This is a genomic window from Rhodococcus sp. ACS1 (assembly GCF_002300155.1).
Classification (GTDB): Bacteria; Actinomycetota; Actinomycetes; order Mycobacteriales; family Mycobacteriaceae; genus Rhodococcus_F; species Rhodococcus_F koreensis.
Genome location: NZ_NSDZ01000010.1, coordinates 423,402 through 447,712, shown reverse-complemented (window position 1 = coordinate 447,712; position 24,311 = coordinate 423,402). Strand labels below are relative to the sequence as shown.

Below are 24,311 nucleotides of genomic sequence, written 5' to 3'. Positions count from 1 at the left end.
GTCGAGAAGCAGGTGGTGCGGGATGTCAGTGCCCACGACGCCGACCGGCGTCCCGGTGCCGCGCCGTGTCGTGGTCATCCTGCTGCTGGTGATTCCGCTCAGCCAGATCCCGCTGGACATCTACACCCCGGCGCTGCCGCAGATGGTGCTCGATCTGGACTCGTCCGCGGCCGTCGTGCAGAACACGGTGACGGCGTACATGCTGGGTATGAGTCTGGCGTTCATCCCGGTCGGACTGATCGCGGATGCGGTGGGCCGCAAACGAACTCTGCTGACCTGCCTGACGATCCTCGTCGTCACCAGTGTGGGATGCGCACTCGTGCAGAACATCACGGTCCTGCTCGGGCTGAGATTCGTGCAGGGTATCGGCGGGTGTGCGTGCCTCGTCCTCGCGTATGCGATCGCCGCCGACTGCTACCGCGGCGCCCGGCTCACATCCGTGTCCGGTCTCCTCGGGGCCGCGTGGGGGCTGGCCCCCGTTCTCGCGCCCGCCGTGGGCGGTGTGCTCGTGCAGTTCATGTCGTGGCGCCTGGTGTTCGGGCTGATCGCGCTTCTGGCTGCGCTCGCCGTTCCCCTCGTCTTCGCGGGACTGCCGGAGACGCTTCCGAAGGAATCGCGATCACCGGTCGATGCGACGGCGGCGGCGCGGGTGCTGCGGGCCGCGCTGCGCCACCGCCTCTTCGTGGGCTTCGTGCTCGTGTTCGGACTGATGGCGTCCGCCCAGATGGTGTTCGGCGTCGTCGCGCCCTTCCTGTACCAGGAGATCCTCGGCTTCTCCCCCGCCGCGTACGGCGCGGTGGCGCTCGTCGTGGGCGGCGCCAACCTTCTCGGCGAACTCGCCTGCAGCGCACTCGCCGTCCGGGTCGGCACCCGCCGCCTCGCTTTCGGCGCCTGGTGGGTGTTCGTGCTCGGCGCGCTGGTACTGGCCGTCACGGCCGGGATGTCCGTCGTCACCGCGCCGGCCATCACGATCGGCGCCTGCCTCGCACTCGCCGGATGCGGCGTGCTCTGCCCGCAGATGTACGGGCTGGCTCTCGGGCTGTTCACCCGCAATCTCGGGCTGATCGGCGGTGTCGTCACCGCCGCCTGCTATCTCGTCGTCAGCGCGGCGATGGCCGTCGCGGGCGTGCTGCCGGAGAACAGCCAGGCACCGCTCGGCTGGCTCTACCTCGCTCTCGGCGCCGGCGCCGGAATTCTGCTCCTGCTCACCACATCCGCCCGGCAGTCCGACAGTTCCCCCGCCGAGGCGCGCGCACCACGAACCGACCGGAGGTGATCTCACGTGCCGCACCCGAGCCAGCACGGCCCAGCCGCATCCCCGGTGTCGGTGATCTTTCAACGCCGGATCGACGACGCCCGCTACGCCGAATATTCGCAGTGGCAGAAACGCGCGGCGGACGCCCTCGCGACGGTTCCCGGTTTCATCGATCAGGACATCGTGCCGCCGTCGCCGCCCGTGCAGGACGACTGGGTGGACGTGCTGCGGTTCACCACCCTCGACGACGCCCGGGCGTGGCTCGACAGCGACCTGCGGACGGAACTGGTGGCGGAGATCAAGCACGCCTTCATCGGCAACGAGGACGTCCACCTGCTCACCGGTGAGCAGACCCGGGAGCAGTCCGCGACGTCGGTGGTCATCTCCTGTCACGTCGACCCCGCGGACGAGTCGGCGTTCATGGACTGGCAGCGGAAGATCTCCGCCGCCGAGGCAGGGTTCCGCGGCTTCCGGGGGCACAAGGTCGAGAGGCCGGTGCAGGGAATCACCGAGGACTGGACGATCGTGCTCAGCTTCGACACCGAGGACAACCTGGGGTCGTGGATGGATTCACCGGAGCGGGCCGCCCTCCTCGAGGAGGGTGAGAAGTTCAACAGGAATCTCCGGATCCGCAAAGCGAGCTACGGTTTCGACTTCTGGTTCCGCGGCACGGGCGGCGACGAACCGCCCCCGGTGCCCGTCGCCCGCAGCAACCTGCTGGCGCTGCTGGTGCTGTACCCGCTGGTCGTGATCTGGGGTCATTTCTTCAGCGCGCCGTTCATCGAGGCGCACGGTGTGCCGATCGCGGTCGCCCTGTTCATCGGGAACCTGGTCACCACCCAGATCCTCGGGTGGTGGGCGGTTCCCGCGGCGTTCAAGGCGTTCGGGTGGTGGATGGACCCGGCGATCCCTGCCCGGCGGCGGAACCTGGGCTACACCGTCATGGTCGTGCTGTTCGCGATCTCGATCGGCGTGTGCACCCTGCTGTTCATGATCCCCACGACCTGACGGGAGTTTCCCGATTCACCTGCGCGATGTCCGGGTACATAGCACTGTGAAGGACCGAGGTCTGTTTTCACATCTGGAGAAAGGTGTGCGCGGTTGGACATGCAGCAACTGTGGGACTTCGTCTCCGCCAGGAAACAGCAACTCCTCACAGACTCGCTCCTGCACGTCAGTGCCGTCGTGCAGTCGGTGGTCATCGCCACGATCGTCGCGGTGGCGATCGGGATCCTGGTGTACCGGAGCCCCGCCGGCTCCGCGATCGCGACCGCCCTGGCCGGCACGATCCTCACCATCCCGTCGTTCGCCCTGCTCGGCCTGCTCATCCCGATCCTCGGGCTCGGTGTGGCCCCCACCGTGACCGCCCTGGTGTTGTACGCGCTGCTGCCGATCATCCGGAACACCATCCTCGGACTCGCGTCCGTCGACCCCGCCGTCACCGACGCCGCCCGCGGTGTGGGGATGAGCCGCACGACCGTGCTGAGCAGGATCGAACTCCCCCTCGCGTGGCCGTCGATCCTGACGGGCATGCGGGTGAGCACGCAGATGCTGATGGGCATCCTCGCGATCGCCGCCTACGCCAAGGGCCCCGGGCTCGGCAACCTGATCTTCTCGGGACTGTCCCGCGTCGGCAGCCCGACAGCGATACCGCAGGCCCTCACGGGGACCGTGCTCATCGTGATCCTCGCCCTCGTACTCGACGGCGTCCTCGCCGTCGTCGGCCGACTCACCACCTCCAGGGGGATCCGTGACTGATCTCGATACACCTCACACCAACGGCAGCACGGTCTCGGGCGTGGACATCGTCCTCGAAGACGTCGTCAAGAGCTATCCCGGCCAGGAGAAGGCGGCGGTCGACAACGTGTCGATGCGCATCCCGGCCGGGGAGATCGTGGTCCTCGTCGGCCCGTCCGGCTGCGGGAAGACCACCACGATGCGGATGATCAACCGGCTCATCGAACCGACGTCGGGGAAGATCACGATCGGCGGCAAGGACGCCCTGTCCATCGACCCCGACAAGCTGCGGCGCGGCATCGGCTACTCGATTCAGCAGGCCGGGCTGTTCCCGCACCTGACCATCGCCAAGAACGTCGGCACGGTCCCCGGGCTGATCGGCTGGGACAAGAAGAAGATCGCCGACCGCACCGACGAGATGCTCGACCTCGTCGGACTGGAACCCGGCCTCTACCGGGAACGCTACCCCCGCCAGTTGTCGGGCGGTCAGCAGCAGCGGGTGGGGGTGGCGCGGGCACTGGCCGCCGATCCCCCGGTGCTGCTGATGGACGAGCCGTTCGGCGCGGTCGACCCGATCACCCGCGCACTACTGCAGGACGAGTTGATGAGACTGCAGTCCGATCTCGGCAAGACGATCGTGTTCGTGACGCACGATTTCAACGAGGCGGTCAAGCTGGGCGATCGCATCGCGGTGCTGGGCAACCAGTCGCACATCATGCAGTACGACACGCCGGAGGCCATCCTCGCGCATCCCGCCAACGACATGGTCGCCGGGTTCATCGGCGCCGACGCATCGCTGAAGCAGCTGACGCTCACCCGGGTGGCGGAGGTCGAACTCCTCGATTGCCCGACCGCGTACGAGGACGGCTCGGTGGACGATCTGCGGGCGGCGATCTCCCCCCGCAAGATCAAGTGGGGCATCGTCCTGGACGCGCGGGACCGGCCGATCCGCTGGGTGTCGCTGCACCATCTGGCCACCGCCACCTCGCTGCACGACCTCGGCGACCCGATCGACGAGGTGATGTCCACCCAGTCGACACTGCAGGACGCCCTCGAGGCACTGCTGGCGGAGAGCAGCGCGTCGACGATCGTCACCGGCCTGCATGGCGAGTACCGCGGCCTGATCACGATCGACACGCTGGTGGCACACCTATCCGCGATGCGTGAAGAACACGCGCACGACGACGAGGACGCCGAGCCGCAGCAGGACGGGGCGAGTGAGCGCGGGACACCGTCATGACGGCCGCCGTCACCACGAAGCCCACCGCTCCGGCCGCCCGGCGTTCGGAGCGGGCCCGCCTGCTGGTCCAGCCGATCCTCGTCCTGTTCCTGGTGGTGGGTGTCCTCGGCTGGGCGTTCAGCCGAGACCTGACCGCCACGCAGAAGGGCAGTCTCAACGCCGCGAACATCGCGACCCTGACGTGGCAGCACGTGCTGATCACCGTGGTCGTGGTGGTGATCGTCGTCATCGTCGCCGTCCCGCTCGGGATCCTGCTCACCCGGCCCGGGTTCACCAAGCTGGCACCGGTCTTCATCGGCATCGCCAACATCGGGCAGGCCGCGCCTGCCATCGGACTGCTCGTGCTGCTGTTCCTCGCGACGGGGACCACCGGATTCTGGATCGGGGTGCTCCCCATCGCGTTCTACTCCCTCCTGCCCGTGCTGCGGAACACGATCCTCGGTCTGCAGGAGGTCAATCCCGCGGTCATCGACGCCGGGCGGGGACAGGGCATGACGGCCGGTCTCGTGCTGCGCAAGGTCGAGTTCCCGCTCGCCGTCCCGTACATCCTCGCCGGACTGCGCACGTCGCTGGTCCTCGCGGTGGGCACCGCGACGCTCAGTTTCCTCGTCAGCGCCGGCGGTCTCGGAATCCTCATCGACACCGGATACAAGCTGCGCGACAACGTGACTCTGGTCGTGGGAGCCGTGCTCGCGGTCGCGCTGGCGCTGCTCGTCGACTGGTGCGGCGCCCTGGCCGAGGAGTTCCTCGGCCCGAAGGGGCTGCGCTGATGAACCTCCTGCGGAAGGCGATCGCCGCGACGGCCGTGACGTTCTGCGGGGTCCTCGCAGTGTCCTGCGGTCTCGAATCCGGAGGCGCCCTGCCGCTGTCGGTGGAGCCGGGCAGCATCCAGCCCGTGCCCGAACTCGAGGGCGTCCCGATCACCGTCGGGTCCAAGGACTTCACCGAGCAGGTCACCCTCGGGTACATCATCGAATTCGCGCTCAGCGCCGCAGGCGCCGACGTGCGCGACCTCACCAACATCCAGGGGTCCAACAGCACGCGGGACGCCCAGCTGGACGGTCAGATCGACGTCACCTACGAGTACACCGGCACCGGGTGGATCAACTACCTCGGCAACGAGATTCCGATTCCCGACCCGACCGCGCAGTTCGAGGCCGTCCGCGACGAGGACCTCGAACGCAACGGCATGGTGTGGGTGGATCCCGCCCCGATGAACAACACGTACGCGCTCGCGATGAGCAGGCAGACCGCCGAGGAGACCGGGATCACCACGCTGTCGGAGTACGCGGACCTGGTCAACCGCGACCCCGCCGCGGCGACGACGTGCGTGGAGACCGAGTTCAACGTCCGCCAGGACGGATTCCCGGGCATGGCCGCCAAGTACGGCTTCGATCCGGCTCGCGCGAACCGCCAGATCCTGCAGACCGGCATCATCTATCAGGCCACCGCGGACGGAACCCAGTGCAAGTTCGGTGAGGTGTTCACGACGGACGGCCGCATCATCGCGCTCGATCTGGTGCTGCTGGAAGACGATCGCCAGTTCTTCCCGAAGTACAACCCGGCGATCACGATGCGCAAGGATTTCGCCGAGGAGCACCCGCAGGTGGCGGAGGTGATGGCCCCGATCTCTGCGGCCCTGACCAACGAGGAGATCACCGAACTGAACCGGCGGGTCGACGTGGAGGGCGAGGAACCGGCCGACGTGGCCCGGGACTGGCTGGTGCAGAAGGGATTCGTCACGCTCCCGTGACGGTCAGCCGCCGAGGGTGATCCTGGCGACGAGACCCCGGTGATCCGAGCCCGTCAGCACCACCGATTCCACGGACTGCGCCTGCGCCCCGCTCGTGACGATGTGATCGATCGCGATCATCGGCGGAAACGGCTGCCGGTCGGCGGGATACGTGTTCTGAATTCCGGCACCGACCTGGTCGGCGGCATCACGGTAGCGTCCGGTCACCAGGTTGCGGTACTTCACGTGGTCGCGGGTGGAGTTGAAGTCGCCACTGACGATCACGGGTCCCGAGTCGGCGGGGACGGCGTCGAGAATGGCTTTGATGCGGTCCATTTCGCGTGACCACAGCGACGGATCCGACGGCCACGGCGGGACCGGGTGGAACGCGTACAGTGCCGTGCTCGCGCCGTCCGGGAGTTCCACCCTGGCCGACAGCGCGGACAGCACGAACTCCGAGTGGTGGACCTTGTCGGTCAGTGGGTACCGGCTCCAGATCCCGGTTCCCTCACCGCCGCCGCCGGGCATGAGGAACGAGTACGGCAGGGTCGATTCGAGGCCCGCGGTCCCCAGCCGGTCGACGGCCTCCGGCGTGAGTTCGTCGACGGTGAGCACGTCGACGTCGCGGTCCCGGATCTGCCGGACGAGGGAGTCGGCGTCCGCGTTGCCGAGCCAGATGTTGGCCTGCATCACGGTCAGTTCCGGCCCGGACGCCGGCGCCGAATTCGCCACGTACAGCGGGCCCTGCGACAGGGTGGCCACCGCGGCCACGGTCAGCGCGACCCCGAACCCGATCCAGTGCCGGGTGATTCCCAGCAGCAGAACCCCGACCGCGGCGGCCGCCATCAGGTAGGGCGCCGCGGACGCCAGCACGAGCAGACGCTGATTCTGGACGTCGAGGAATCGCAGCACCACACCGAACACGCCGACGAGCACCGCGAGCCACCCGAGGGCGATCAGTGCTCGCACCCCCCAGGTGGCGATCACTCCCCGAAGACTCTCTCCACCACGGCCTTGGCCCGCCGGGTCACCCGCAGGTAGTTGTCGAGGAACTCGCCGGCGTCGCCGCCGCCCCAGCCGGCGATCTGCGCGACCGCGGACAGGACGCGTCCCGACCCGGGCAGCTGATCGGTGGCCTTGCCGCGGACGAGGACGAGGCAGTTGCGTGCCTTCGTCGCCGTGATCCACGCGTCGCGCAGCAGTTCGACGTCAGACTCGCTGAGCAACTCGGCGGCACCGATCGCGTCGAGTGTCTCGAGGGTCGACGTGTTGTGCAGCGACTCGATCTCGTGGGCGTGCCGCAACTGGATCAGCTGCACGGTCCACTCGATGTCGGCGAGCCCGCCGCGCCCGAGCTTGGTGTGGGTCGCGGGGTCGGCGCCGCGCGGCAGCCGCTCGGAGTCGACGCGCGCCTTGATGCGCCGGATCTCGCGGACCGCCTGCTCCGACACCCCGCCCTCGGGGTAGCGGGTCTTGTCGATCATGTGCAGGAAGCGCAGACCCAGGTCGGCGTCGCCGGCCACGTGATGGGCGCGCAGCAGCGCCTGGATCTCCCACGCCTGTGCCCACTGCGCGTAGTAGGCCTCGTAGGACGCCAGCGTGCGCACCATCGGGCCGCTGCGCCCCTCCGGCCGCAGGCCCGTGTCCACCTCGAGCGGCGGATCGGTGCTCGGCGCGCCGAGCAGGGTCCGCACCTTGTCGCCGATGCTGTTGGCCCACTTGACGGCGACGGTCTCGTCGATCCCCTCGCGCGGCTCGCACACGAACAGGACGTCCGCGTCCGAACCGTAGCCGAGTTCACCGCCGCCGAGCCGGCCCATACCGATCACGGTGAACGTCGCGGGAGCGGGCGTGCCGAGCTCCTTCTCGCTCGCCTTGATGACGGCGGCGAGGGCGGCGTTGAGCACGGCCGCCCACACGGACGACAACGCCTGGCACACGCCCGGCACGTCGAGCATGCCGAGGATGTCCGCGGAGGCGATGCGGGCCAGTTCGTAGCGGCGCAGGGAGCGCGCCGCCGCGATCGCGCGGGCCGGATCGTCGTGTCGTGCCGACGCCGTCAGGATGCCGCGGGCGACGTCCTCCGGCTTCGACTCCAGCAGCCGTGGGCCGGCCGGTGAATCGGCGAACAGCCGCACCACGTCCGGTGCTTTGATCAGCAGGTCGGGAACGTAGGCCGAGGATCCCAGCACCGTCATCAGCCGCTCGGCAACCGAGGCCTCGTCGCGCAGCAACCGGAGGAACCAGGTCTGATCGGTCATCGCGTCCGACAGCCGCCGGTACGCGAGCAGGCCCGCATCGGGATCCGGTGTGTCGGCGAGCGATTCGAGCAGAGTCGGCAGCAGCAGCGCCTGGATGCGGCCCTTGCGGGACGCACCGCTGGTGAGTGCGGTGAGGTGGCCGAGCGCGTTCTCCGGGGCCGTGTAACCCAGCGCCGCCAGCTGGCGGATGGCCGCGTCCGGGCTCAGCCGCAGCGCTTCCTTGTCGATGCGCGCCACCGATTCGAGCAGCGGCCGGTAGAACAGTTTGGCGTGCAGGCGCCGCACCCGGTGCGCGTTGCGTTTGATCTCCGCGTTGAGGACGCCGAGCGCGTCCTTGCTGCCGTCGGGTCGCATGTGCGCGGCCCGGGCCAGCCAGCGCAGCGCTTCCTCGTCCTCGGCGGGCGGCAGGGTGTGCGTGCGGCGCAGCTTCTGCAACTGCAGCCGGTGCTCGAGCAACCGCAGGAACTCGTAGGACGCCGCCAGGTTCGCGGCGTCGTCGCGGCCCACATAGCCGCGGGCGGCGAGTGCGGTGAGCGCGTCGATGGTGCTCTGGACGTGCAACGCCTCGTCGGCGCGCCCGTGTACGAGCTGCAGGAGCTGGACCGCGAACTCGACGTCGCGCAGGCTGCCGCGACCCAGTTTCAGTTCCCGCTCGCGCAGTTCCGGGGGAACCATCTCCTCCACCCGGCGGCGCATCGCCTGCACCTCGGGAACGAAGTCCTCGCGCTCCGACGCGGTCCACACCATCGGGTTGAGGGCGTCGAAATACTGCTGCCCGAGCGCGACGTCACCGATCATCGGGCGGGCCTTGAGCAGGGCCTGGAACTCCCAGGTCTTGGCCCAGCGCTTGTAGTACGCGACGTGGGATTCGAGGGTGCGGACGAGTTCCCCGCGCTTGCCCTCCGGCCGCAGCGCCGCGTCCACGTCGAAGAACGCCGAGGACCCGATGCGCATCATCTCGCCCGCGATGCGGCTGGCGATCGAGTCGGCGGGTTCGGCGACGAAGACCACGTCGACGTCGCTGACGTAATTGAGTTCGCGGGCACCGCACTTGCCCATGGCGATGACGGCCAGCCGCACGGGGCACGGGGCGTCCGGGCACACGGCTGCGACGGCCACCGCGAGGGCGGCGTCGAGCGCCGCATCGGCCAGATCGGACAGCTGATGCCCGACGGTCTGGTACGGCAGTACCGGTTCGTTCTCGACGGTCGCCGCGAGGTCGACGGCGGCGAGCAGCATCAGTTCGTCGCGGTACGTCTTGCGCAGTGCCGCGATGGCATCGGGTCCGGTGACCTTCGCCCGGTACAGGCGGGCGTCCGGGTGGGCGCCCTCCTCGGGTTCGGCGCCGACCGCGGCCATCATCGTGGCGGTCGCCTCGTCCTTCGACGGCAGGCGGACGTCGCCGGCGAGGATCTTCCAGGACGCGGGATCCGCGACCAAGTGGTCACCGAACGCGCTGGACGCACCGAACAACCCGAACAATCGGCCGCGCAGGCCCTTGTCGGTACGCAGTGCCGTATCGAGTTCGGCCCAGCTCTCACCGAGCCCGTCCCTCAGGCGCACCAGGGTGCGGAGGGCGAGGTCGGCGTTCGCGGCCCGCGACAGCGACCACAGCAGTTCGATGCTGTCCTCACCGACCCAGCCCAGCTCGCGGAGTTCGGACGGAGCGGTCGGCTCGACGAGACCCAGACGACCCGGACCGGGAACGGCAGAACGCGCTGCCGGAGGCTTCACCATGCTCTTGCTCACAGCCCCAGATACGTCTTGAGTTCGAACGGCGTCACGTGGCTCCGGTACTCCTCCCACTCACGCCGCTTGTTGCGCAGGAAGAAGTCGAACACGTGCTCGCCGAGGGCTTCGGCCACCAGCTCCGACTTCTCCATCTCGCGCAGTGCGCCGTCGAGGTTGCCGGGCAGCTCCCGGTAGCCCATGGCGCGGCGCTCGGCCGACGTCAGCGCCCACACGTCGTCCTCGGCCTCGGGGGGCAGTTCGTAGCCCTTCTCGATTCCGCGCAGACCCGCGGCGAGGAGTACCGCGAACGTCAGGTACGGGTTGCAGGCCGAATCTGGGCTGCGGATCTCGACACGACGCGACGACGCCTTGTTCGGCGTGTACATCGGGACGCGGACCAGCGCCGACCGGTTGGACGGACCCCAGGACGCCGCGGTCGGGGCCTCGCCGCCGTGGATCAGGCGCTTGTAGGAGTTCACCCACTGGTTGGTGACGGCGCTGATCTCGTTGGCGTGCTCGAGGATGCCGGCGATGAACGCCTTACCGGTCTCCGACAGCTGCATCGGGTCGTCCGGGTTGTGGAAGGCGTTGGTGTCGCCCTCGAACAGGCTCATGTGGGTGTGCATCGCCGAGCCGGCCTGATCGCTGAACGGCTTGGGCATGAAGGTGGCGCGCACGCCCTCGGCGATCGCGACCTCCTTGACGACGTACCGGAACGTCATCACGTTGTCGGCCATCGACAGGGCGTCCGCGTACCGCAGGTCGATCTCCTGCTGGCCGGGAGCCGCCTCGTGGTGGCTGAACTCGACGGAGATGCCCATCGACTCGAGCGCGTCGATGGCGTGGCGGCGGAAGTTGGGCGCGGAGTCGTGCACGGCCTGGTCGAAGTAGCCGCCGGAGTCGGCGGGCTTCGGCGGGGTGCCGTCGATCGGCCCGTTCTCGAGGAGGAAGAACTCGATCTCGGGGTGCACGTAGCAGCTGAAGCCCAGATCGCTGGCCTTGTTCAGCTGGCGGCGCAGCACGTGCCGCGAATCCGCCCAGGACGGCGAACCGTCCGGCATGGCGATGTCGCAGAACATGCGGGCGGAATGCTGATGCCCCTTGCTCGAACTCCACGGCAGCACCTGGAAGGTGGAGGCGTCCGGCTTCGCGACCGTGTCCGCCTCGGACACCCGGGAGAAGCCCTCGATCGCGGATCCGTCGAAGCCGATGCCTTCCTCGAAGGCACCTTCCAGTTCCGCGGGGGCGATCGCCACCGATTTCAGGTATCCGAGAACGTCCGTGAACCACAATCGGACGAACCGAATGTCGCGCTCTTCGAGGGTGCGAAGCACGAATTCCTTTTGGCGATCCATGTCCGCGAGAGTAAGCAAAGTTCGTTAAATCTGTGTTACTTCGTTGATTCGGCTGTTCCGGATTCCGCATCGGGCCAGCGTGCGGGCACCTCGGGCGATCCCGTCACAGGCACCGGTCAGCACATCAGTTCGGCGGGCGGCGCTGCGAGGTCGACGAGATAGTCCGTGACGGCGTCGTCGACGCACGCCTCGCCGTCGAGGACGACGGTGTGCTGGGTGCCCCGGTACGAGACGAGCGAGCCGTTCATCTGCTTCGCCAGATCCACACCCGCCTGGTACGGCGTCGCCGGATCCTCGGTCGTCGACACGACGACGACCGGCGGGATCCCCGGCGCGGACACGGTGTGCGGCGCGCCCGTGTTCGGCGCAGGCCAGAACGCGCACACGTCCAGTGGAGCGTTGCCGGTGCCGCGACCGTCGTCGAGGAACGGCGCCGCCTGGCGGTACCGCACGTCCGCCTCCCCGACAACCGCGCGGTCGGTGACGGGCGGATCGTCCATGCAGCGGATGGAATTGAATGCGTCGTTGAGGTTGGAATACGTGCCGTCGTCGGCGCGCCCCTCGTACAGGTCCGCCAGCATCAGCAGCGAATCACCCGTCCCCGACTGCAGGCTCTCCAGCCCGCCGCGGAGCGGGCCCCAGAGGTTCGGCGAATACAGCGCCTGCTGGACGCCGGTGATCGCGTCGGTGTAGCTGAGTCCGCGCGGGTCGGTGGTCGCGGCGGGCTTGCCGATCAGCGGGTCGACGAGCGCCCGGAACCTCGCATTCGCCTGCGCCGGGTCGGTGCCGAGCGGACAGTCCTTCTGCTGCATGCACTCCGCGGCGAACGCGTCGAACGCGGACTGGAATCCGGCGGCCTGCAGGATCACCTCCTGCGTCGGGTCCTGCTCCGGGTCGAGGGCGCCGTCGAGGACCATCGCGCGCACGTTGCCGGGGAACGTCTCCGCGTACGTAGAGCCGAGCCGGGTTCCGTACGAATAGCCGAGGTAGTTCAGCTTCTCGTCGCCGAGCACCGCCCGGATGACGTCCATGTCGCGCACCACGTCGTTCGTGCCGACGTGGGCGAGGACGTCGACACCGGTCCGCTGCGCGCACTTGTCCGCGTAGTCGCGGTTCTCGGCCTCGGTTCGTGCGATTCCGGCGGGGCTCATGTCGACGTCGTCGTCCTGGCGCCTCGCGTCCACTTCCGCCGGGGTCAGGCAGGTCACCTGCGGTGTGGACGCGCCGACGCCGCGCGGATCGAAACCGATGACGTCGAACCGCTCGGCGATGGCGGTGCCGTCGGCCACGGATGCCAGCCCGATACCCGACGCCCCGGGGCCGCCCGGGTTCACGAGCAGCGATCCGATCTTGTCGCCGGTCGCCTTCGAGCGGGAGACGGCGATCTGCGCGGTGGCCCCGCCGGGATTCGCGTAGTCGTTGGGCACCGTCACCTCGGCGCACTCGAGCGTGTCCCCGAGCGGGGACCCGTCCGTGCTGAACCCGTCGCACGAGCCCCACTGCACCTGCTGCGTGTAGAACTCCTCGAGCCCGGCGGGGATCGGTCCGGCCGGAGCGGCCTCGGCCGCCGACGGTTCGGCGACGGCCTCACCGGTGCCCTGTCCGCCCCCCGCGCAGCCTGCGACGACAAGGACGACGGCGATGCACCCCGCGAACGCGGCCGGTACCCGAGCACTCTTCGACATAGGACGATCGTGCCAGGGGTTCCGCGGCGAAGGGCCTTCCCGCAGGTCAGAGACCGGACCGCAGGTGTGACCCATTGCACCCGCGCGACCCCTTCGCTCCCCCGCCGGCCGGTGGCAGACTGTAGGCGTCATCACCCGCACCCGGGGACCCGTCAAGGGCCTCGAGGCCAGAAAGGGACAACGATGTCCGATAGCAAGTCGTCCGCGAGCACGTCAGAAGATCGGCTCTACGGATCAGCACCATCGCACGACGTTCCCAAGCGCAAGACCCGGATCCACCACCTGCAGGCCATGAAGGCCGAGGGCGAACGCTGGTCGATGCTCACCGCCTACGACTACTCCAGCGCCCGCATCTTCGAAGAGGCCGGAATCCCGGTCCTCCTCGTCGGCGACTCGGCCGCCAACGTCGTCTACGGATACGAGACCACCGTCCCGGTCACGATCGACGAACTCCTGCCCCTCGTTCGCGGCGTCGTCCGCGGAGCGCCGCACGCCCTCGTGGTCGCGGACCTGCCGTTCGGCAGCTACGAAAGCTCGCCGGAGCAGGCCCTCGCGTCCGCGACCCGGTTCATGAAGGAGGGGCTGGCCCACGCGGTCAAGCTCGAGGGCGGCGAGCGCGTCGCTCCGCAGATCGCCGCGATCACCGCCGCGGGCATCCCCGTCATGGCCCACGTCGGGTTCACCCCGCAGAGCGTCAACTCGCTCGGCGGATTCCGCGTGCAGGGCCGCGGCGACGCCTCCGAGCAGTTGGTCGCCGACGCGATCGCCGTGCAGGAGGCCGGCGCGTTCTCCGTCGTCATGGAGATGGTGCCCGCCGAGATCGCAGGCCAGGTCACCCGCAAGCTCACCATCCCCACCGTGGGCATCGGAGCGGGCGCCGAATGCGACGCCCAGGTCCTCGTGTGGCAGGACATGGCCGGCTACACCAGTGGCAAGACGGCGAAGTTCGTCAAGCGCTTCGGTAACGTCGGTGACGAGTTGCGCAACGCGGCCGTCGCCTACGCGGCCGAAGTGCGCACCGGAACGTTTCCGGCGGAAGAGCACAGCTTCTAGGTCGTCCTCGACTCACCGGGCCGGCACACACTCGAGGGGGATGTTCATGGGACAGCGACGCGTGCACGGCTTCGGACGTCGTCACCGCCTGGCCGCAGCCGCGGCCGGGACGGTGGCGGCCGCGGCGCTGGTCACAGGGTGCGCCGGACAGGGCCCCGCCCCCGCACCCGGCACCACCGCGCCCCCGCCGCCGGCCACCACCGCGGTTCCCGGCACCGCCCTGGTGCCGGGTGGCGTCACCGAGGCGCAGGCCGCCCAGCTGTGCACCGACCTCGAGGGTCAGTTGCAGAGCTGGCGCACCTACACCCCGACGATCGGGAAGACCGGATTGAACGGCCTGGTCGGCACGTGGATCGCGAAGAACAACCTCAATGCGCTCGACTTCCTGCAGGACCGGGCCCGGATCGACGTCATCACGACGGCGGCCTGCCCCGACATCCGGCAGCAGGCGATCACCGCGCTGGAGATCCCCGATCTGGCGTCCGGCCTGATCGGGTTCTGAGGCCGACGTGAGCCAGTTGCGCACCCTGTACCCGCCGCTCGAGCCGTATCAGTTCGGGCACCTCGACGTCGGCGACGGCCAGCAGATGTACTGGGAGCAGAGCGGAAACCCCGACGGGAAGCCGGTCGTGTTCCTCCACGGCGGGCCCGGCGGCGGCACCGACCCCGCGCAACGCCAGTTCTTCGACCCGCGGGTGTACCGGATCGTGCTGCTCGACCAGCGCGGGTGCGGGCGTTCCACACCCCACGTCGCCGACGGGGCCGATCTGTCGGTCAACACCACCGGCCGCCTCCTCGGCGACATCGAACTGCTGCGTGAGCATCTCGGCATCGACCGGTGGCAGGTCTTCGGCGGGTCGTGGGGCTCCACGCTGGCACTCGCCTATGCCCAGCAGCACCCCCACCGGGTCACCGAACTGGTGCTGCGCGGCATCTTCCTGCTCCGCCGCAGCGAGATCGACTGGTACTACAACGGTGGTGCCGGACACCTGTTCCCCGAACTGTGGGACGAGTTCCTGGCGCCGGTGCCGGAGCCGGAGCGGGGCGGGGATCTCGTCGAGGCCTATCACCGGCTCCTGCACTCCGACGACGCCGACGTCGCGACGAGGGCCGCGGTCGCGTGGTCCACGTGGGAGGGCGCGACGAGTTCGCTGCTCCCCAAACCGGAACGGGTGGTGGAGACGTCCCAGCCGAGGTTCGCGCTGGCCTTCGCCCGCATCGAGAACCACTACTTCCACCATCGCGGATTCCTGGACGAGGGCCAGCTGCTGCGGGACGCCGCCGCGCTGGATGGCATTCCGGGCGTGATCGTGCAGGGCCGCTACGACGTGGTCTGCCCGGCGGCCAGCGCGTGGGCGCTGCACCGGGCGTGGCCGGGTTCCCGGCTCGAGATCGTCGACGACGCTGGGCACTCCGCGATGGAACCAGGCATCGTCCACCACCTGGTCGAGGCGACGGACCGGTTCCGCACCTGACCCGCTATGCGGGATAACCGAATTCGACGGTCCGCTTCGCGACGTCGGCGGAGACGAGTCTGATCTTCACCTGCTCGCCCTCGGCGGGGTCGCCGACACATTTGGCCATCACGGACACCGACGGGACGAACACGTCCGCGGTGCGTTTGCCGTTCCGTGACCGCAGCACGGTCGCGTCGAACGTCTCCCCCACCCGGTCGGCGAGCACGGTCGCCTCGGTGAGGTCGATGCAGGCCCGGTCGATCTTGCTCGCGAGGGAATCCGAGCCGCCCATGATCTCGGGCATCGATCCGAGGGCGTCCCGCGCCCAGGACGGCACCGGCGTTCCGGCGGACACGGCCAGGCACACCTCCGTGGAGTACCGGTCCGAGAGCCGGCGCAGCGGCGCGGTCACGTGCGCGTAGGGGGCGCCGATGGCGGCGTGCGCCGTCAGTTCCGGCAGGGTGCCGTCGAACGCCGCGTAGTCGGCGCCCCGCAGCAGCGACGGCGCCTCGGTCATCAGCACCAGCGTCGACGCCGAATTCGGGTCCAACCGCGCCAGGAGTTCACCGACACCGACGCTCTCGGGCCAGTCGACCCCGAGTGCCGCCGCTGTGCGCCGCAGCGCCCCGACCGCGTCCGGCCCGGCAGGCGGCAGAGTGCGGAGCAATCCGATCTTCGCGTCGAGCATCATGGCGGCCGCACACATTCCGGTCAGCAGTGAGACCTCGGCGTTCCAGTCGTCGGCCTCGGTGCGGGGCGCGAGGTCGACGCGCCAGCTGTCGCCGTCCGGCACCACCTCCTGCTCGGGGAGCCGGAGTTCGATGGCTCCGCGCGCCACCGCCGCCGCCGTGCGGAGCCGGCCGAACTCGGGCAGCGACGCAATGGACGGATGCAGTCGCCCCGCCTCCGCATCGGCCTGCACACCGGAGTATTCGAGTCGGGCCACGGACCGCACAGTGGCACGGGACACGGTGCACGACAGCGGCTCGGCCGACTCGTCGAGTTCGATCCGCCACACCACCGCCGGGCGGTCCTCACCCGGCAGAAGGCTCGCCGATCCCTCCGAGAGTTCCTGGGGATGCAGCGGCACCTTGCCGTCGGGGAGGTAGAACGTCTGCCCGCGTTTGCGGGTCTCCACGTCGAGCACCCCACCGGGCTCCACGACGGCGCCGACGTCCGCGATCGCGTAGTGCAGGACGAACCCGTCGGCTGTCCGCTCGAGGTGCAACGCCTGATCGAGATCCATCGAATCGGGCGGATCGATGGTGACGAACGCCAGATCGGTGCGGTCCTGCCGTCCGGACGCGAACCGGTCGGACGCCGTCCGCGCCTGCGCGACCGCGGCGGGCGGATACCCGTCCGGCAGGTGGAATTCGGTGCGCACGGTGCCGAAATCGATTCCGCGCGCAACGAAACGACTCATCGGCACCTCGCGCACACCCTTTCCGTAACGCTAGTTGTTCCACTCCTCGTCGGCCCGGTCCGCCGCCTTGTTCCGCTCCGCAGCGATCTGCAGCGCCTTCTCCGCCGACGCGCGGTCGGGATACGGGCCCATCCGCGTCATCGACGACGCCGCCTTCCCCTGCGTGACGGTGCCGTCCTCGACGTTGTAGTACCAGAGGTGATCTTCGTCAGTCATGTCCTCAGTGTGGCACCGGTGGGACGTGTGGGGTTGTGGATCACGCTCAGACTGTTACCCTCGGAGTCCTGTCCGGTGATACGGTCTCCGGCGCCGGTCAGTGCGGTGCCGATGGCTCGTTCTTCCCGTGCGCAGTGCCCGAACAGAGAATGGAGCGAGCATGTCGACGATCATTTTTGATCAGCTACTTCCCTACCTCGGTGCCGAAGGCGCCACCTACTGGGCCCAACTGCTGATGGTCGATCCCGTCTGACGGTTGTCGATCAGTCGATACCCCGAAACCCTCGCCGGACGCATCCGGCGGGGGTTTCCCTGCATCAGGGCACGCACGCCCGCAACACATTCGTGACGCTTCGCCCTGCCCACCGGACCTCACGTCTCTAGGCTGACGTGATGGGAGTGAATCCGGAGATCGAGGGTCGTGTCTACCCACCGACCGAGCCCTACCTCGTGGGCCGCGAGAAGATCAGGGAATTCGCCCGCGCCGTCTTCGCCACCAACCCGACGTCGTTCGACGTCGACAGTGCCCGCGCCGCCGGTCACGCCGATCTCGTTGCCCCGCCCACGTTTCCCGTCATCGTGCAGGAACGCGCACTCGCGCAACTGGTCGCCGATCCGACGTCGGGGATCGAGCCGGTCAATATGGTGCACAGCACCGAGCACGCCACGTCCCACCGCCCCGTCGTCGCGGGCGACGAACTCTCCGCCGTGCTCACCGTGACGCACGTGACCTCGCGCGGCCCGCACACCCTGCTCGTCGCCGACATCGAGATCCGTGACGCCACAGGCGATCACGTGAGCACGATGACGTCGACACTGTTCGTCAGGGGGGAGGAATGACCTCCCCGCGACGAATCCTGCTCGGCGACACCGTCGCCAAGGCCCGGTATCACGTGACCCGGGAATCCCTGGTCCGCTACGCCGGAGCCTCCGGTGACTTCAACTCCATTCACTACCGGGACGACATCGCGGACGCAGTGGGCCTGCCCGGTGTGCTGGCCCACGGCATGCTCACACTGGGACTGGCGACGCAGTGCGTCGTCGACTGGCTCGGCGATCCGGCACTGGTCACCGGGTACCGCGCGCGCTTCACCAAGCCGGTGATCGTCGGCCCGGACCGGGGCGCGGTGGTCGAGGTCGTCGCGAAGGCCGCGGAGGTCGACGAATCCGCGGGCACCGCGAGGATCGACCTGACAGTCACGTTCGACGGGCACACCGTGCTCGGCAAGTCGCAGGTGTGGATTTCACTGCGCTGACCACACCCCACATACTGGGCCGATGATCGGTGTGGTGGTGACAGCGTTCGCGGTCCTCGGGCTTCTGACCGTGATTCCCGGTCCGGACATGGCGGTGGTGACCCGCGCCGGACTGTCCGGCGGGCGCAGCGCCGCGCTGCGGGCCACGTTCGGCGTGGTCGCCGGATTGATGGTATGGGGCGCGCTGACCGTCGTCGGGCTCGGTGCCGTGCTCGCCGCCTCCGCGGAGGCGTACACCGTCGTGAAGATCGTCGGCGGGATGTACCTGGTGTATCTGGGGGTCTCCACCCTCTGGCGCAGCCGGACGCGCCCCCACGCCGCCCCGTCCGCGCCGGCGCCGGCGCCGTCTTCGGGGTCGAGTTGGCGGGCCGGATTCCTGACCAACCTCCTGAACCCCAAGATCGCGGTGTTCTACACCGGCCTGCTCCCCCAGCTCGTCCCGCCCGGCTGGCCGACCGCCCCGAGCCTGGCCCTGCTGGTGCTGGTGCACGGGCTGCTCGGCATCGTCTGGCTCGGCGCGTACAGCATCCTGCTGACCCGCGCACGCACCACGCTGGAGAAGCCTTCGGTGCGAAAGGTCCTCGACCGGATCACCGGAACCGTTCTCTTCGGCTTCGGCGCCATCGTCGTGGCCGAGGCGCGGTAGCGCCGATTTGTCACCGAGGCGCGGTAGCGCCGATTTGTCACCGAGGCGCGGTAGCGCGGTCAGTTCGGGGAGTCGCTGGAACTCGCGGCGCTGCCGCCGAGCAGGATCGTGCTGATCAGGTCCGGGTCGTCGGTCATCGGGACGTGCCCGATGCCGGGCAGGATCAGAATCCGCGCCTGCGGGAACACTCTGCGCACCCGTCGCGCTTGGTAGACGGGCAGGATCAGGTCCCGCCGCCCCCACGCCACGGTGACCGGTACCGTCGCGTCGACGACCGGCGGGAGGTCGAACGAGGCCGTCAACCCCTTGTCGACCAGAGCGTTCGTGGCCAGCGACTGCGCGTCGATCACGGCGTCCTCGTAGCGCACCCGACTGGGCCGCGCGAAGAAGGCGGCGAGCGTGGGATAGCGGACGGCTTTGTATCGCAACGCCTTCGGAGTGTTCGGGCCCAGCGCCCGGGTGACTCCGCGCAGAGCGCGGAACGTGTAGATGGTGCGGGCCTGATCGGCGTGATTGACGAAGAAGCCTGCCGGTGAGAGTGCCGTGGCCGAGGCGACCTCGCCGCGGGCGGCGAGGGCGAGCGAGAGCCAGCCGCCGAGCGAATTCCCTGCAACGTGCGGCCGTTCCCCGGCAGGCGTCACCGAGCGGACGAACCCGCTCAATTCCTCGACCAGTTGGTCCATCGTGTCCGCGCCGTCTTCGAGTGCCGCCGATTCGCCGTGCCCGGGAAGGTCGACGGTGACCACCCGGCGATAGGGGGTCAGTTGGTCGAGCAGGACGTTCCAGGCCTGCCTGCGATGCACCACCCCGTGCACGAGGACCAGGGTGGGGCCGGAACCGGCGATGTCGTGAGGCAAGTCCATGAGCAGATGTTACCGCTATCATGAGTAACATCTACTGTTCCGGCACCGTCGGCGAGGGGCCCCATCGCCCACGGACGTGGACGACGGGCCCCGGCATCGACCCCGATTCGGGTCAGTCGGGCCGCTGCGGGAAAAACACTAACCGGTCTGTTTGTTACTCGCCAGTCAGGGCCGTGACCTGGTCTCCAGCCGCACGCGGCGGATCCCGCAGACGCAAGATTGAGGCGGACGAGTTGGCGTGTAAGCCGGATCCTGTCCCCGGCGCCGAAGCTCCGGGTGGCGACCATCCATCTGGGCACACCGTCGCCGGGTACCTCGAGCGGTTCACCCGCAGGCTCGGGCGAGCAGCCCTCGAACACCTGCGCAGCCGCACCGGGTCCCGGAGGATCCGATGCGGCCTTCAACCTTGCTCCGGGCGGGGTTTACCTAGCCACCCCGGTCACCCGGGGTGCTGGTGCGCTCTTACCGCACCGTTTCACCCTGACCGACACCGCACCCCGGAGGATGTGGCGTCGGCGGTCTGTTTTCTGTGGCACTGTCCCGCGAGTCACCTCGGGTTGCCGTTAACAACCGCCCTGCTCTGTGGAGTCCGGACTTTCCTCGACTCGGGGCCTGCGCACTGATGTGCTGGTTCCCCGTGCCGCGGTCGCCCGGCCAACTCGTCCGCCCGATCAGCCTACAGTTCGCGCGAACGTGTCATGCCGCCGCACTATGGTCTGAGCATGACCCGATACGCCGCCCTCCTGCGCGGTATCAACGTGGGCGGCATCAACATCAAGATGGCCGACCTTCGCAGCACCTTCGCCGAGCTGGGATTCGAGAACGTGAAGACCGTCCTCGCGTCGGGCAACGTGCTGTTCGATTCCGACCGCGACGACGTCCCCGCGCTGAAGAGCGAGATCGAATCCGCGCTGCGCGCCGACTTCCACTACGAAGCCTGGGTTTTCGTCCTCGACCTCGACACGATCCGGAAGATCGTCGACGACTACCCGTTCGACCCCGAGCGAGAAGGCTGGCACCCGTACGTGCTGGTGACTCCCGACCCCGAGGTCCTGGACACCCTGCTGGGGATCCGGGACGACCTGGACCCGGAGGTCGAACGCGTGCAGGCCGGAGACGGTGTCCTGTACTGGGAGGTGGAACGGGGCATGACGCTGAAGAGCAAGTTCGGCAAGAGCACCGGCACTCCCAAACTCAAGGCCTTCACCACCACGCGGAACCTGCGCACCCTCCTCAAGCTCCTGAAGTGACCCGCCGGTGACTGTTCTGGCAGTGGCGCTCGTCGCCGCGGTCCTCGTCTTCGCGGTCGTCCGGCCTCGCCGGTTACCCGAGATCGTCGCGGCCGCACCGGCCGCCGTCATCGTCCTGGCCACCGGTCTGGTGACGCCGGCGCAGGCCCGGGACGAAGTGACCGAGATGGCCCCGACCGTCGGGTTCCTCGCGGCGATCCTCGTCCTCGCGCACCTCGCGGACGCGATGGGTGTGTTCACCTGGATCGCGGCCCGGCTGCGGCGCAGGGCCCGCGGAGATCCGAAGCGGTTGCTGACGCTCGTGTTCGGGGCCGCGGCACTCACCACGGCAGTGCTGAGTCTCGACGCGACGGTGGTGCTGCTGACGCCGGCGGTGATCGCGACGGCCCGCTCGCTGCGGATGGATCCGCGCCCCCATTCGTATGCCACGGCTCACCTGTCGAACACGGCGTCGACGCTGCTGCCCGTCTCCAACCTGACGAACCTGATCGCCTTTTCCGCGACGGGGTTGACCTTTCTCCATTTCACCGCCGTCATGGCGCTGCCCTGGGCGGTGGCGATCGTCGTCGAACTGATCCTGTTCCGGATGTTCTTCCGCCGCGACCTGGTTCGGCCCGACGCCGAACCGGAACCGGCCCGCGATCCAGCCGCACCGACCGTCGCACTGTCGATCATCGCCGCGACGCTCGTCGGTTTCGCGGTGTCCGGCTTCGTGGGAATCGCGCCGGCATGGGTGGCGGCGGCGGGGGCGATCGTGCTCGGCGTCGTCGCGCTGCGCGACGGCCGCACCGACTTCGGCCGCATCCTGTATTCGGTCGACGTGTGGTTCTGCGCGTTCGTCCTGGTCCTCGGCGTCGTCGTCGCCGGCGTCGCGAACGGCCCGATCGGGGACTGGATCGGCTCGCGGCTGCCGACCGACACGTCGTTCGCGGCCCTGCTCACGATGGCCGTCGTCGCGGCGGTCGCCGCGAATCTGGTGAACAACCTCCCCGCCACACTGCTCCTGCTGGCGGCGCTCGGACCCCACCCGCCGACCGCCCTCGTCCTGGCGATGCTGCTCGGGGTGAACCTCGGCCCCAACCTCACCTACGTGGGGTCGCTGGCGATCATGCTGTGGCGGCGGGTCTCAGCGCGAGCCGGATCGCCCGCGGATCTGCGGACCTTCACGATTCTCGCGCTGGTGACCACGCCGCTGACCCTGCTCGCGGCCGTTGTTGCCCTCTGGACCTGTGAGTACCTATTAACCGCCGGCGGTTAATAAGTACTCACAGGTGGGAGGTGTCGTTGACCAGGCGGACGGACGAGCCGCCGTCGGGGTAGAACTCGGCGATGCTCAGCGACGCCAGATCCAGGTGCAGCCGGTACAGCAGCGACGGTCCCGCGTCGAGCGCCAGTTGCAGCAGGGTCTTGATCGGGGTCACATGCGTGACGACGAGAATCGTGGAGCCGCCGTAGGTGGCGGTGAGGTCGTCTCGGACCTTCACTATCCGCTCCCGGACCTCGTCGAAGCTCTCCCCCGCCGGCGGTCGCACCGACGTGTCCGACAACCATTTGCGGTGCAGTTCGGGGTCGCGGTCGGCGGCCTCTCTGAACGTGAGGCCCTCCCACTCGCCGAAGTCGGTTTCGGTGAGGCCCTCGTGCACGGTGACCGGGAGCCCGAGCACCTTCGCCGCCGCCGCCGCGGTCTGCTGCGCGCGCCCCAGCGGGGACGACACCACGGCCGCGATGCCGTCGTTGCCCGCGAAGCGCGAAGCCGCGCCGTTCGCCTGGGCCAGCCCGATCTCGGTGAGCGCCGGGTTCCCGCGACCCGAGTACCGCCGGTCGACGGACAGGACGGTCTGCCCGTGCCGGAGCAGCAGCATCCGGGTCGGGGCGCCGGTCGTGTCCATCCAGCCCGGCGCCGCCGGGGTGGGCTTGTCCGACGCCGCGGCGGCGGGTTCCGGTTCGGCGCCGTAACCGGCGGCACCGTCCATGGCCTCGTTGGCGAGGCGGTCGGCGTGCGCGTTCTCGGCCCGCGGAATCCACGTGTATGTCACGGAATCGAACTGCCGGGCGAGTTCCGACGCCCGGCGCTGCAGCGGAATCATGTCCGGGTGTTTGACCTTCCAGCGCCCGGACATCTGCTCGACCACCAGTTTGGAGTCCATCCGCACGTCCACCCCGGACGCGCCGAGTTCGGCGGCGGCCTCGAGCCCGGCGATCAGCCCCCGGTATTCGGCGACGTTGTTCGTGACGGTGCCGAGGCTTTCCTTGCGTTCGGCGAGGACGGCGCCGTCGGCGGCGGCGAACACCACGGTGCCGTAGCCCGCGGGTCCGGGATTACCGCGCGATCCACCGTCGGCCTCGACGACGACGCGACCGACACTCACAGACCCGACTCCTTGGTGCGCACCAGGATCGCGCCGCACTCGGAGCAGCGCACCACGACGTCGGGTGCGGTGCCGGTGATGCGGGAGATCTCGCCGCGGTCGAGTTCGATGCGGCACGCTCCGCAGCGCCGCGCCTGCAGCAGCGCTGCGCCGACGCCGTTCTGGCTGCGCTGCTTCTCGTAGACGGTGATCAGGTCGGCGGGGAACTGGTCGGCGAGTGCCGCCCGGTCCCGGGTGCAGCGCTGCTCCGCGGCGTCCAGGTCGGCGACGGCGTCGTCGCGGCGGCGGGACGCGTCGATGAGGTCTTCCTCGATCTGCGACAGCTGCGCACCGGCGTGGTCGTGGTCGGACTGCGACGCCTCGCGCCGTTCCATCACCTCGAGCAGTTCGTCCTCGAGCAGTCCCTGACGGCGGACGAGGCTGCCGAGTTCGTGTTCGAGTTCGGTGAGCTGCTTCGATCCGACCGTTCCGCTCTCGAGGAGCTTGCGATCGCGGTCCTCACGCTGACGGACGGCGTCGACTTCGCCTTCGAGTTTGCGGATGTCGCGGTCGAGGTCGTCGAGGATGATCTCCACGGCCACGGCCGCGTCCTTACGGGTGACGCGCTCCGCCTCGAGCCGCTCGACTTCCTGACGCTCCGGGAGCGCGGTGCGTCGGTGGGCGATCCTCGACAGCTCCGCATCGACGCCGGCGAGGTCGAGAAGCTTGGACTGCACCTGTGGTTCGACGTTCACGCGTGGTAACTCCTGCTGTCTTCTGTGAAGGGTTCTTCTGCGGCAGAT

General features: G+C 69.0%; 23 protein-coding genes and 1 other RNA gene. 14 read left to right on the top strand and 10 right to left on the bottom strand.

Features of this window, described 5'->3' with window-relative positions; all coding sequences use genetic code 11:
- The first annotated feature begins 22 nt into the window (after nt 1-22).
- From CJ179_RS40455 to CJ179_RS40430, 6 genes are all read left to right on the top strand, one after another.
- On the top strand, nt 23-1,276 hold the full coding sequence (locus tag CJ179_RS40455; RefSeq protein ID WP_095865224.1) for a multidrug effflux MFS transporter: 1,254 nt from the start codon (nt 23-25) through the stop codon (nt 1,274-1,276).
- Between the two features lie 6 nt (nt 1,277-1,282).
- The gene (locus tag CJ179_RS40450; protein ID WP_072945495.1) at nt 1,283-2,263 is read left to right on the top strand and encodes an antibiotic biosynthesis monooxygenase; all 981 of its coding nucleotides are present in this window, start codon (nt 1,283-1,285) and stop codon (nt 2,261-2,263) included.
- Nucleotides 2,264-2,362: 99 nt separating this feature from the next.
- On the top strand, nt 2,363-3,013 hold the full coding sequence (locus CJ179_RS40445) for an ABC transporter permease (RefSeq protein WP_072945497.1): 651 nt from the start codon (nt 2,363-2,365) through the stop codon (nt 3,011-3,013).
- Entirely contained in the window at nt 3,006-4,232 is a 1,227-nt protein-coding gene (locus CJ179_RS40440; RefSeq protein ID WP_072945499.1) for an ABC transporter ATP-binding protein, read from the top strand. The genes CJ179_RS40445 and CJ179_RS40440 overlap by 8 nt, the downstream gene beginning before the upstream one ends.
- The gene (locus tag CJ179_RS40435) at nt 4,229-5,002 is read left to right on the top strand and encodes an ABC transporter permease (RefSeq protein ID WP_072945501.1); all 774 of its coding nucleotides are present in this window, start codon (nt 4,229-4,231) and stop codon (nt 5,000-5,002) included. The genes CJ179_RS40440 and CJ179_RS40435 overlap by 4 nt, the downstream gene beginning before the upstream one ends.
- A complete protein-coding gene (locus tag CJ179_RS40430) occupies nt 5,002-5,985 on the top strand; it encodes a glycine betaine ABC transporter substrate-binding protein (protein WP_072945503.1) in 984 nt (327 codons plus the stop codon). Before CJ179_RS40435 ends, CJ179_RS40430 begins: the two co-directional genes overlap by 1 nt.
- A 3-nt stretch (nt 5,986-5,988) precedes the next feature.
- Here CJ179_RS40430 and CJ179_RS40425 read toward each other — a convergent pair whose 3' ends face one another.
- The 4 genes from CJ179_RS40425 to CJ179_RS40410 all read right to left on the bottom strand — a co-directional run bounded on the left by CJ179_RS40425 (nt 5,989) and on the right by CJ179_RS40410 (nt 12,996).
- Nucleotides 5,989-6,951 carry an endonuclease/exonuclease/phosphatase family protein gene (locus tag CJ179_RS40425; protein WP_072945505.1) on the bottom strand — a complete coding sequence of 321 codons (963 nt, stop codon included), beginning with the start codon at nt 6,949-6,951 and terminating at the stop codon, nt 5,989-5,991.
- Complete coding sequence (locus CJ179_RS40420) at nt 6,948-9,962, bottom strand: bifunctional [glutamine synthetase] adenylyltransferase/[glutamine synthetase]-adenylyl-L-tyrosine phosphorylase (RefSeq protein WP_072945566.1); 3,015 nt, start codon at nt 9,960-9,962, stop codon at nt 6,948-6,950. Before CJ179_RS40420 ends, CJ179_RS40425 begins: the two co-directional genes overlap by 4 nt.
- Before the next feature lie 8 nt (nt 9,963-9,970).
- Complete coding sequence (glnA, locus tag CJ179_RS40415; RefSeq protein ID WP_005247775.1) at nt 9,971-11,311, bottom strand: type I glutamate--ammonia ligase; 1,341 nt, start codon at nt 11,309-11,311, stop codon at nt 9,971-9,973.
- Nucleotides 11,312-11,427: 116 nt separating this feature from the next.
- Nucleotides 11,428-12,996: an alpha/beta hydrolase gene (locus CJ179_RS40410; RefSeq protein ID WP_095865223.1), complete on the bottom strand. Its 1,569-nt coding sequence runs from the start codon at nt 12,994-12,996 to the stop codon at nt 11,428-11,430.
- 183 nt (nt 12,997-13,179) lie between these two features.
- Here CJ179_RS40410 and panB point away from each other — a divergent pair, with 183 nt between their 5' ends.
- The 3 genes from panB to pip are packed head-to-tail and all read left to right on the top strand — an operon-like array spanning nt 13,180 to nt 15,524.
- Entirely contained in the window at nt 13,180-14,049 is an 870-nt protein-coding gene (panB, locus tag CJ179_RS40405) for a 3-methyl-2-oxobutanoate hydroxymethyltransferase (RefSeq protein WP_072945509.1), read from the top strand.
- A 40-nt stretch (nt 14,050-14,089) separates the two neighbouring features.
- The gene (locus CJ179_RS40400; RefSeq protein WP_072945510.1) at nt 14,090-14,551 is read left to right on the top strand and encodes a hypothetical protein; all 462 of its coding nucleotides are present in this window, start codon (nt 14,090-14,092) and stop codon (nt 14,549-14,551) included.
- Nucleotides 14,552-14,558: 7 nt separating this feature from the next.
- The gene (gene pip / locus CJ179_RS40395) at nt 14,559-15,524 is read left to right on the top strand and encodes a prolyl aminopeptidase (RefSeq protein WP_095865222.1); all 966 of its coding nucleotides are present in this window, start codon (nt 14,559-14,561) and stop codon (nt 15,522-15,524) included.
- A 4-nt stretch (nt 15,525-15,528) separates the two neighbouring features.
- Here the strand turns inward: pip and CJ179_RS40390 are convergent, their stop codons facing one another.
- Complete coding sequence (locus tag CJ179_RS40390; RefSeq protein ID WP_072945568.1) at nt 15,529-16,929, bottom strand: RNB domain-containing ribonuclease; 1,401 nt, start codon at nt 16,927-16,929, stop codon at nt 15,529-15,531.
- Between the two features lie 30 nt (nt 16,930-16,959).
- On the bottom strand, nt 16,960-17,145 hold the full coding sequence (locus tag CJ179_RS40385) for a hypothetical protein (protein WP_072945514.1): 186 nt from the start codon (nt 17,143-17,145) through the stop codon (nt 16,960-16,962).
- 393 nt (nt 17,146-17,538) lie between these two features.
- Between CJ179_RS40385 and CJ179_RS40375 the strand changes: the two genes are divergently transcribed.
- From CJ179_RS40375 to CJ179_RS40365, 3 genes are read left to right on the top strand one after another with little or no spacing between them, the layout of a single operon-like run.
- A complete protein-coding gene (locus CJ179_RS40375) occupies nt 17,539-17,985 on the top strand; it encodes a MaoC family dehydratase N-terminal domain-containing protein (RefSeq protein WP_072945516.1) in 447 nt (148 codons plus the stop codon).
- Entirely contained in the window at nt 17,982-18,401 is a 420-nt protein-coding gene (locus CJ179_RS40370; protein WP_072945518.1) for a MaoC/PaaZ C-terminal domain-containing protein, read from the top strand. Before CJ179_RS40375 ends, CJ179_RS40370 begins: the two co-directional genes overlap by 4 nt.
- 22 nt (nt 18,402-18,423) lie before the next feature.
- Nucleotides 18,424-19,047, top strand: a complete 624-nt coding sequence (locus CJ179_RS40365; protein WP_095865221.1) for a LysE family translocator — start codon at nt 18,424-18,426, stop codon at nt 19,045-19,047.
- Between the two features lie 59 nt (nt 19,048-19,106).
- Here CJ179_RS40365 and CJ179_RS40360 read toward each other — a convergent pair whose 3' ends face one another.
- Nucleotides 19,107-19,910 (bottom strand): alpha/beta fold hydrolase, encoded by an 804-nt coding sequence (locus CJ179_RS40360; RefSeq protein WP_072945522.1) that lies wholly within the window; start codon nt 19,908-19,910, stop codon nt 19,107-19,109.
- 225 nt (nt 19,911-20,135) lie between these two features.
- Nucleotides 20,136-20,572: RNase P RNA component class A (gene rnpB / locus CJ179_RS40355), an RNA gene on the bottom strand.
- A gap of 36 nt (nt 20,573-20,608) precedes the next feature.
- Between rnpB and CJ179_RS40350 the strand changes: the two genes are divergently transcribed.
- Together CJ179_RS40350 and CJ179_RS40345 are read left to right on the top strand one after the other, a co-directional pair.
- Entirely contained in the window at nt 20,609-21,160 is a 552-nt protein-coding gene (locus CJ179_RS40350; RefSeq protein ID WP_072945573.1) for a DUF1697 domain-containing protein, read from the top strand.
- 7 nt (nt 21,161-21,167) lie between these two features.
- Nucleotides 21,168-22,418, top strand: a complete 1,251-nt coding sequence (locus CJ179_RS40345) for an SLC13 family permease (RefSeq protein WP_095865220.1) — start codon at nt 21,168-21,170, stop codon at nt 22,416-22,418.
- 7 nt (nt 22,419-22,425) lie between these two features.
- On the opposite strand, the gene CJ179_RS40340 is transcribed toward CJ179_RS40345, so the two are convergent.
- On the bottom strand, nt 22,426-23,529 hold the full coding sequence (locus tag CJ179_RS40340) for a bifunctional RNase H/acid phosphatase (RefSeq protein ID WP_072945527.1): 1,104 nt from the start codon (nt 23,527-23,529) through the stop codon (nt 22,426-22,428).
- Entirely contained in the window at nt 23,526-24,263 is a 738-nt protein-coding gene (locus CJ179_RS40335) for a zinc ribbon domain-containing protein (RefSeq protein WP_072945530.1), read from the bottom strand. Before CJ179_RS40335 ends, CJ179_RS40340 begins: the two co-directional genes overlap by 4 nt.
- Nucleotides 24,264-24,311 lie beyond the last annotated feature (48 nt).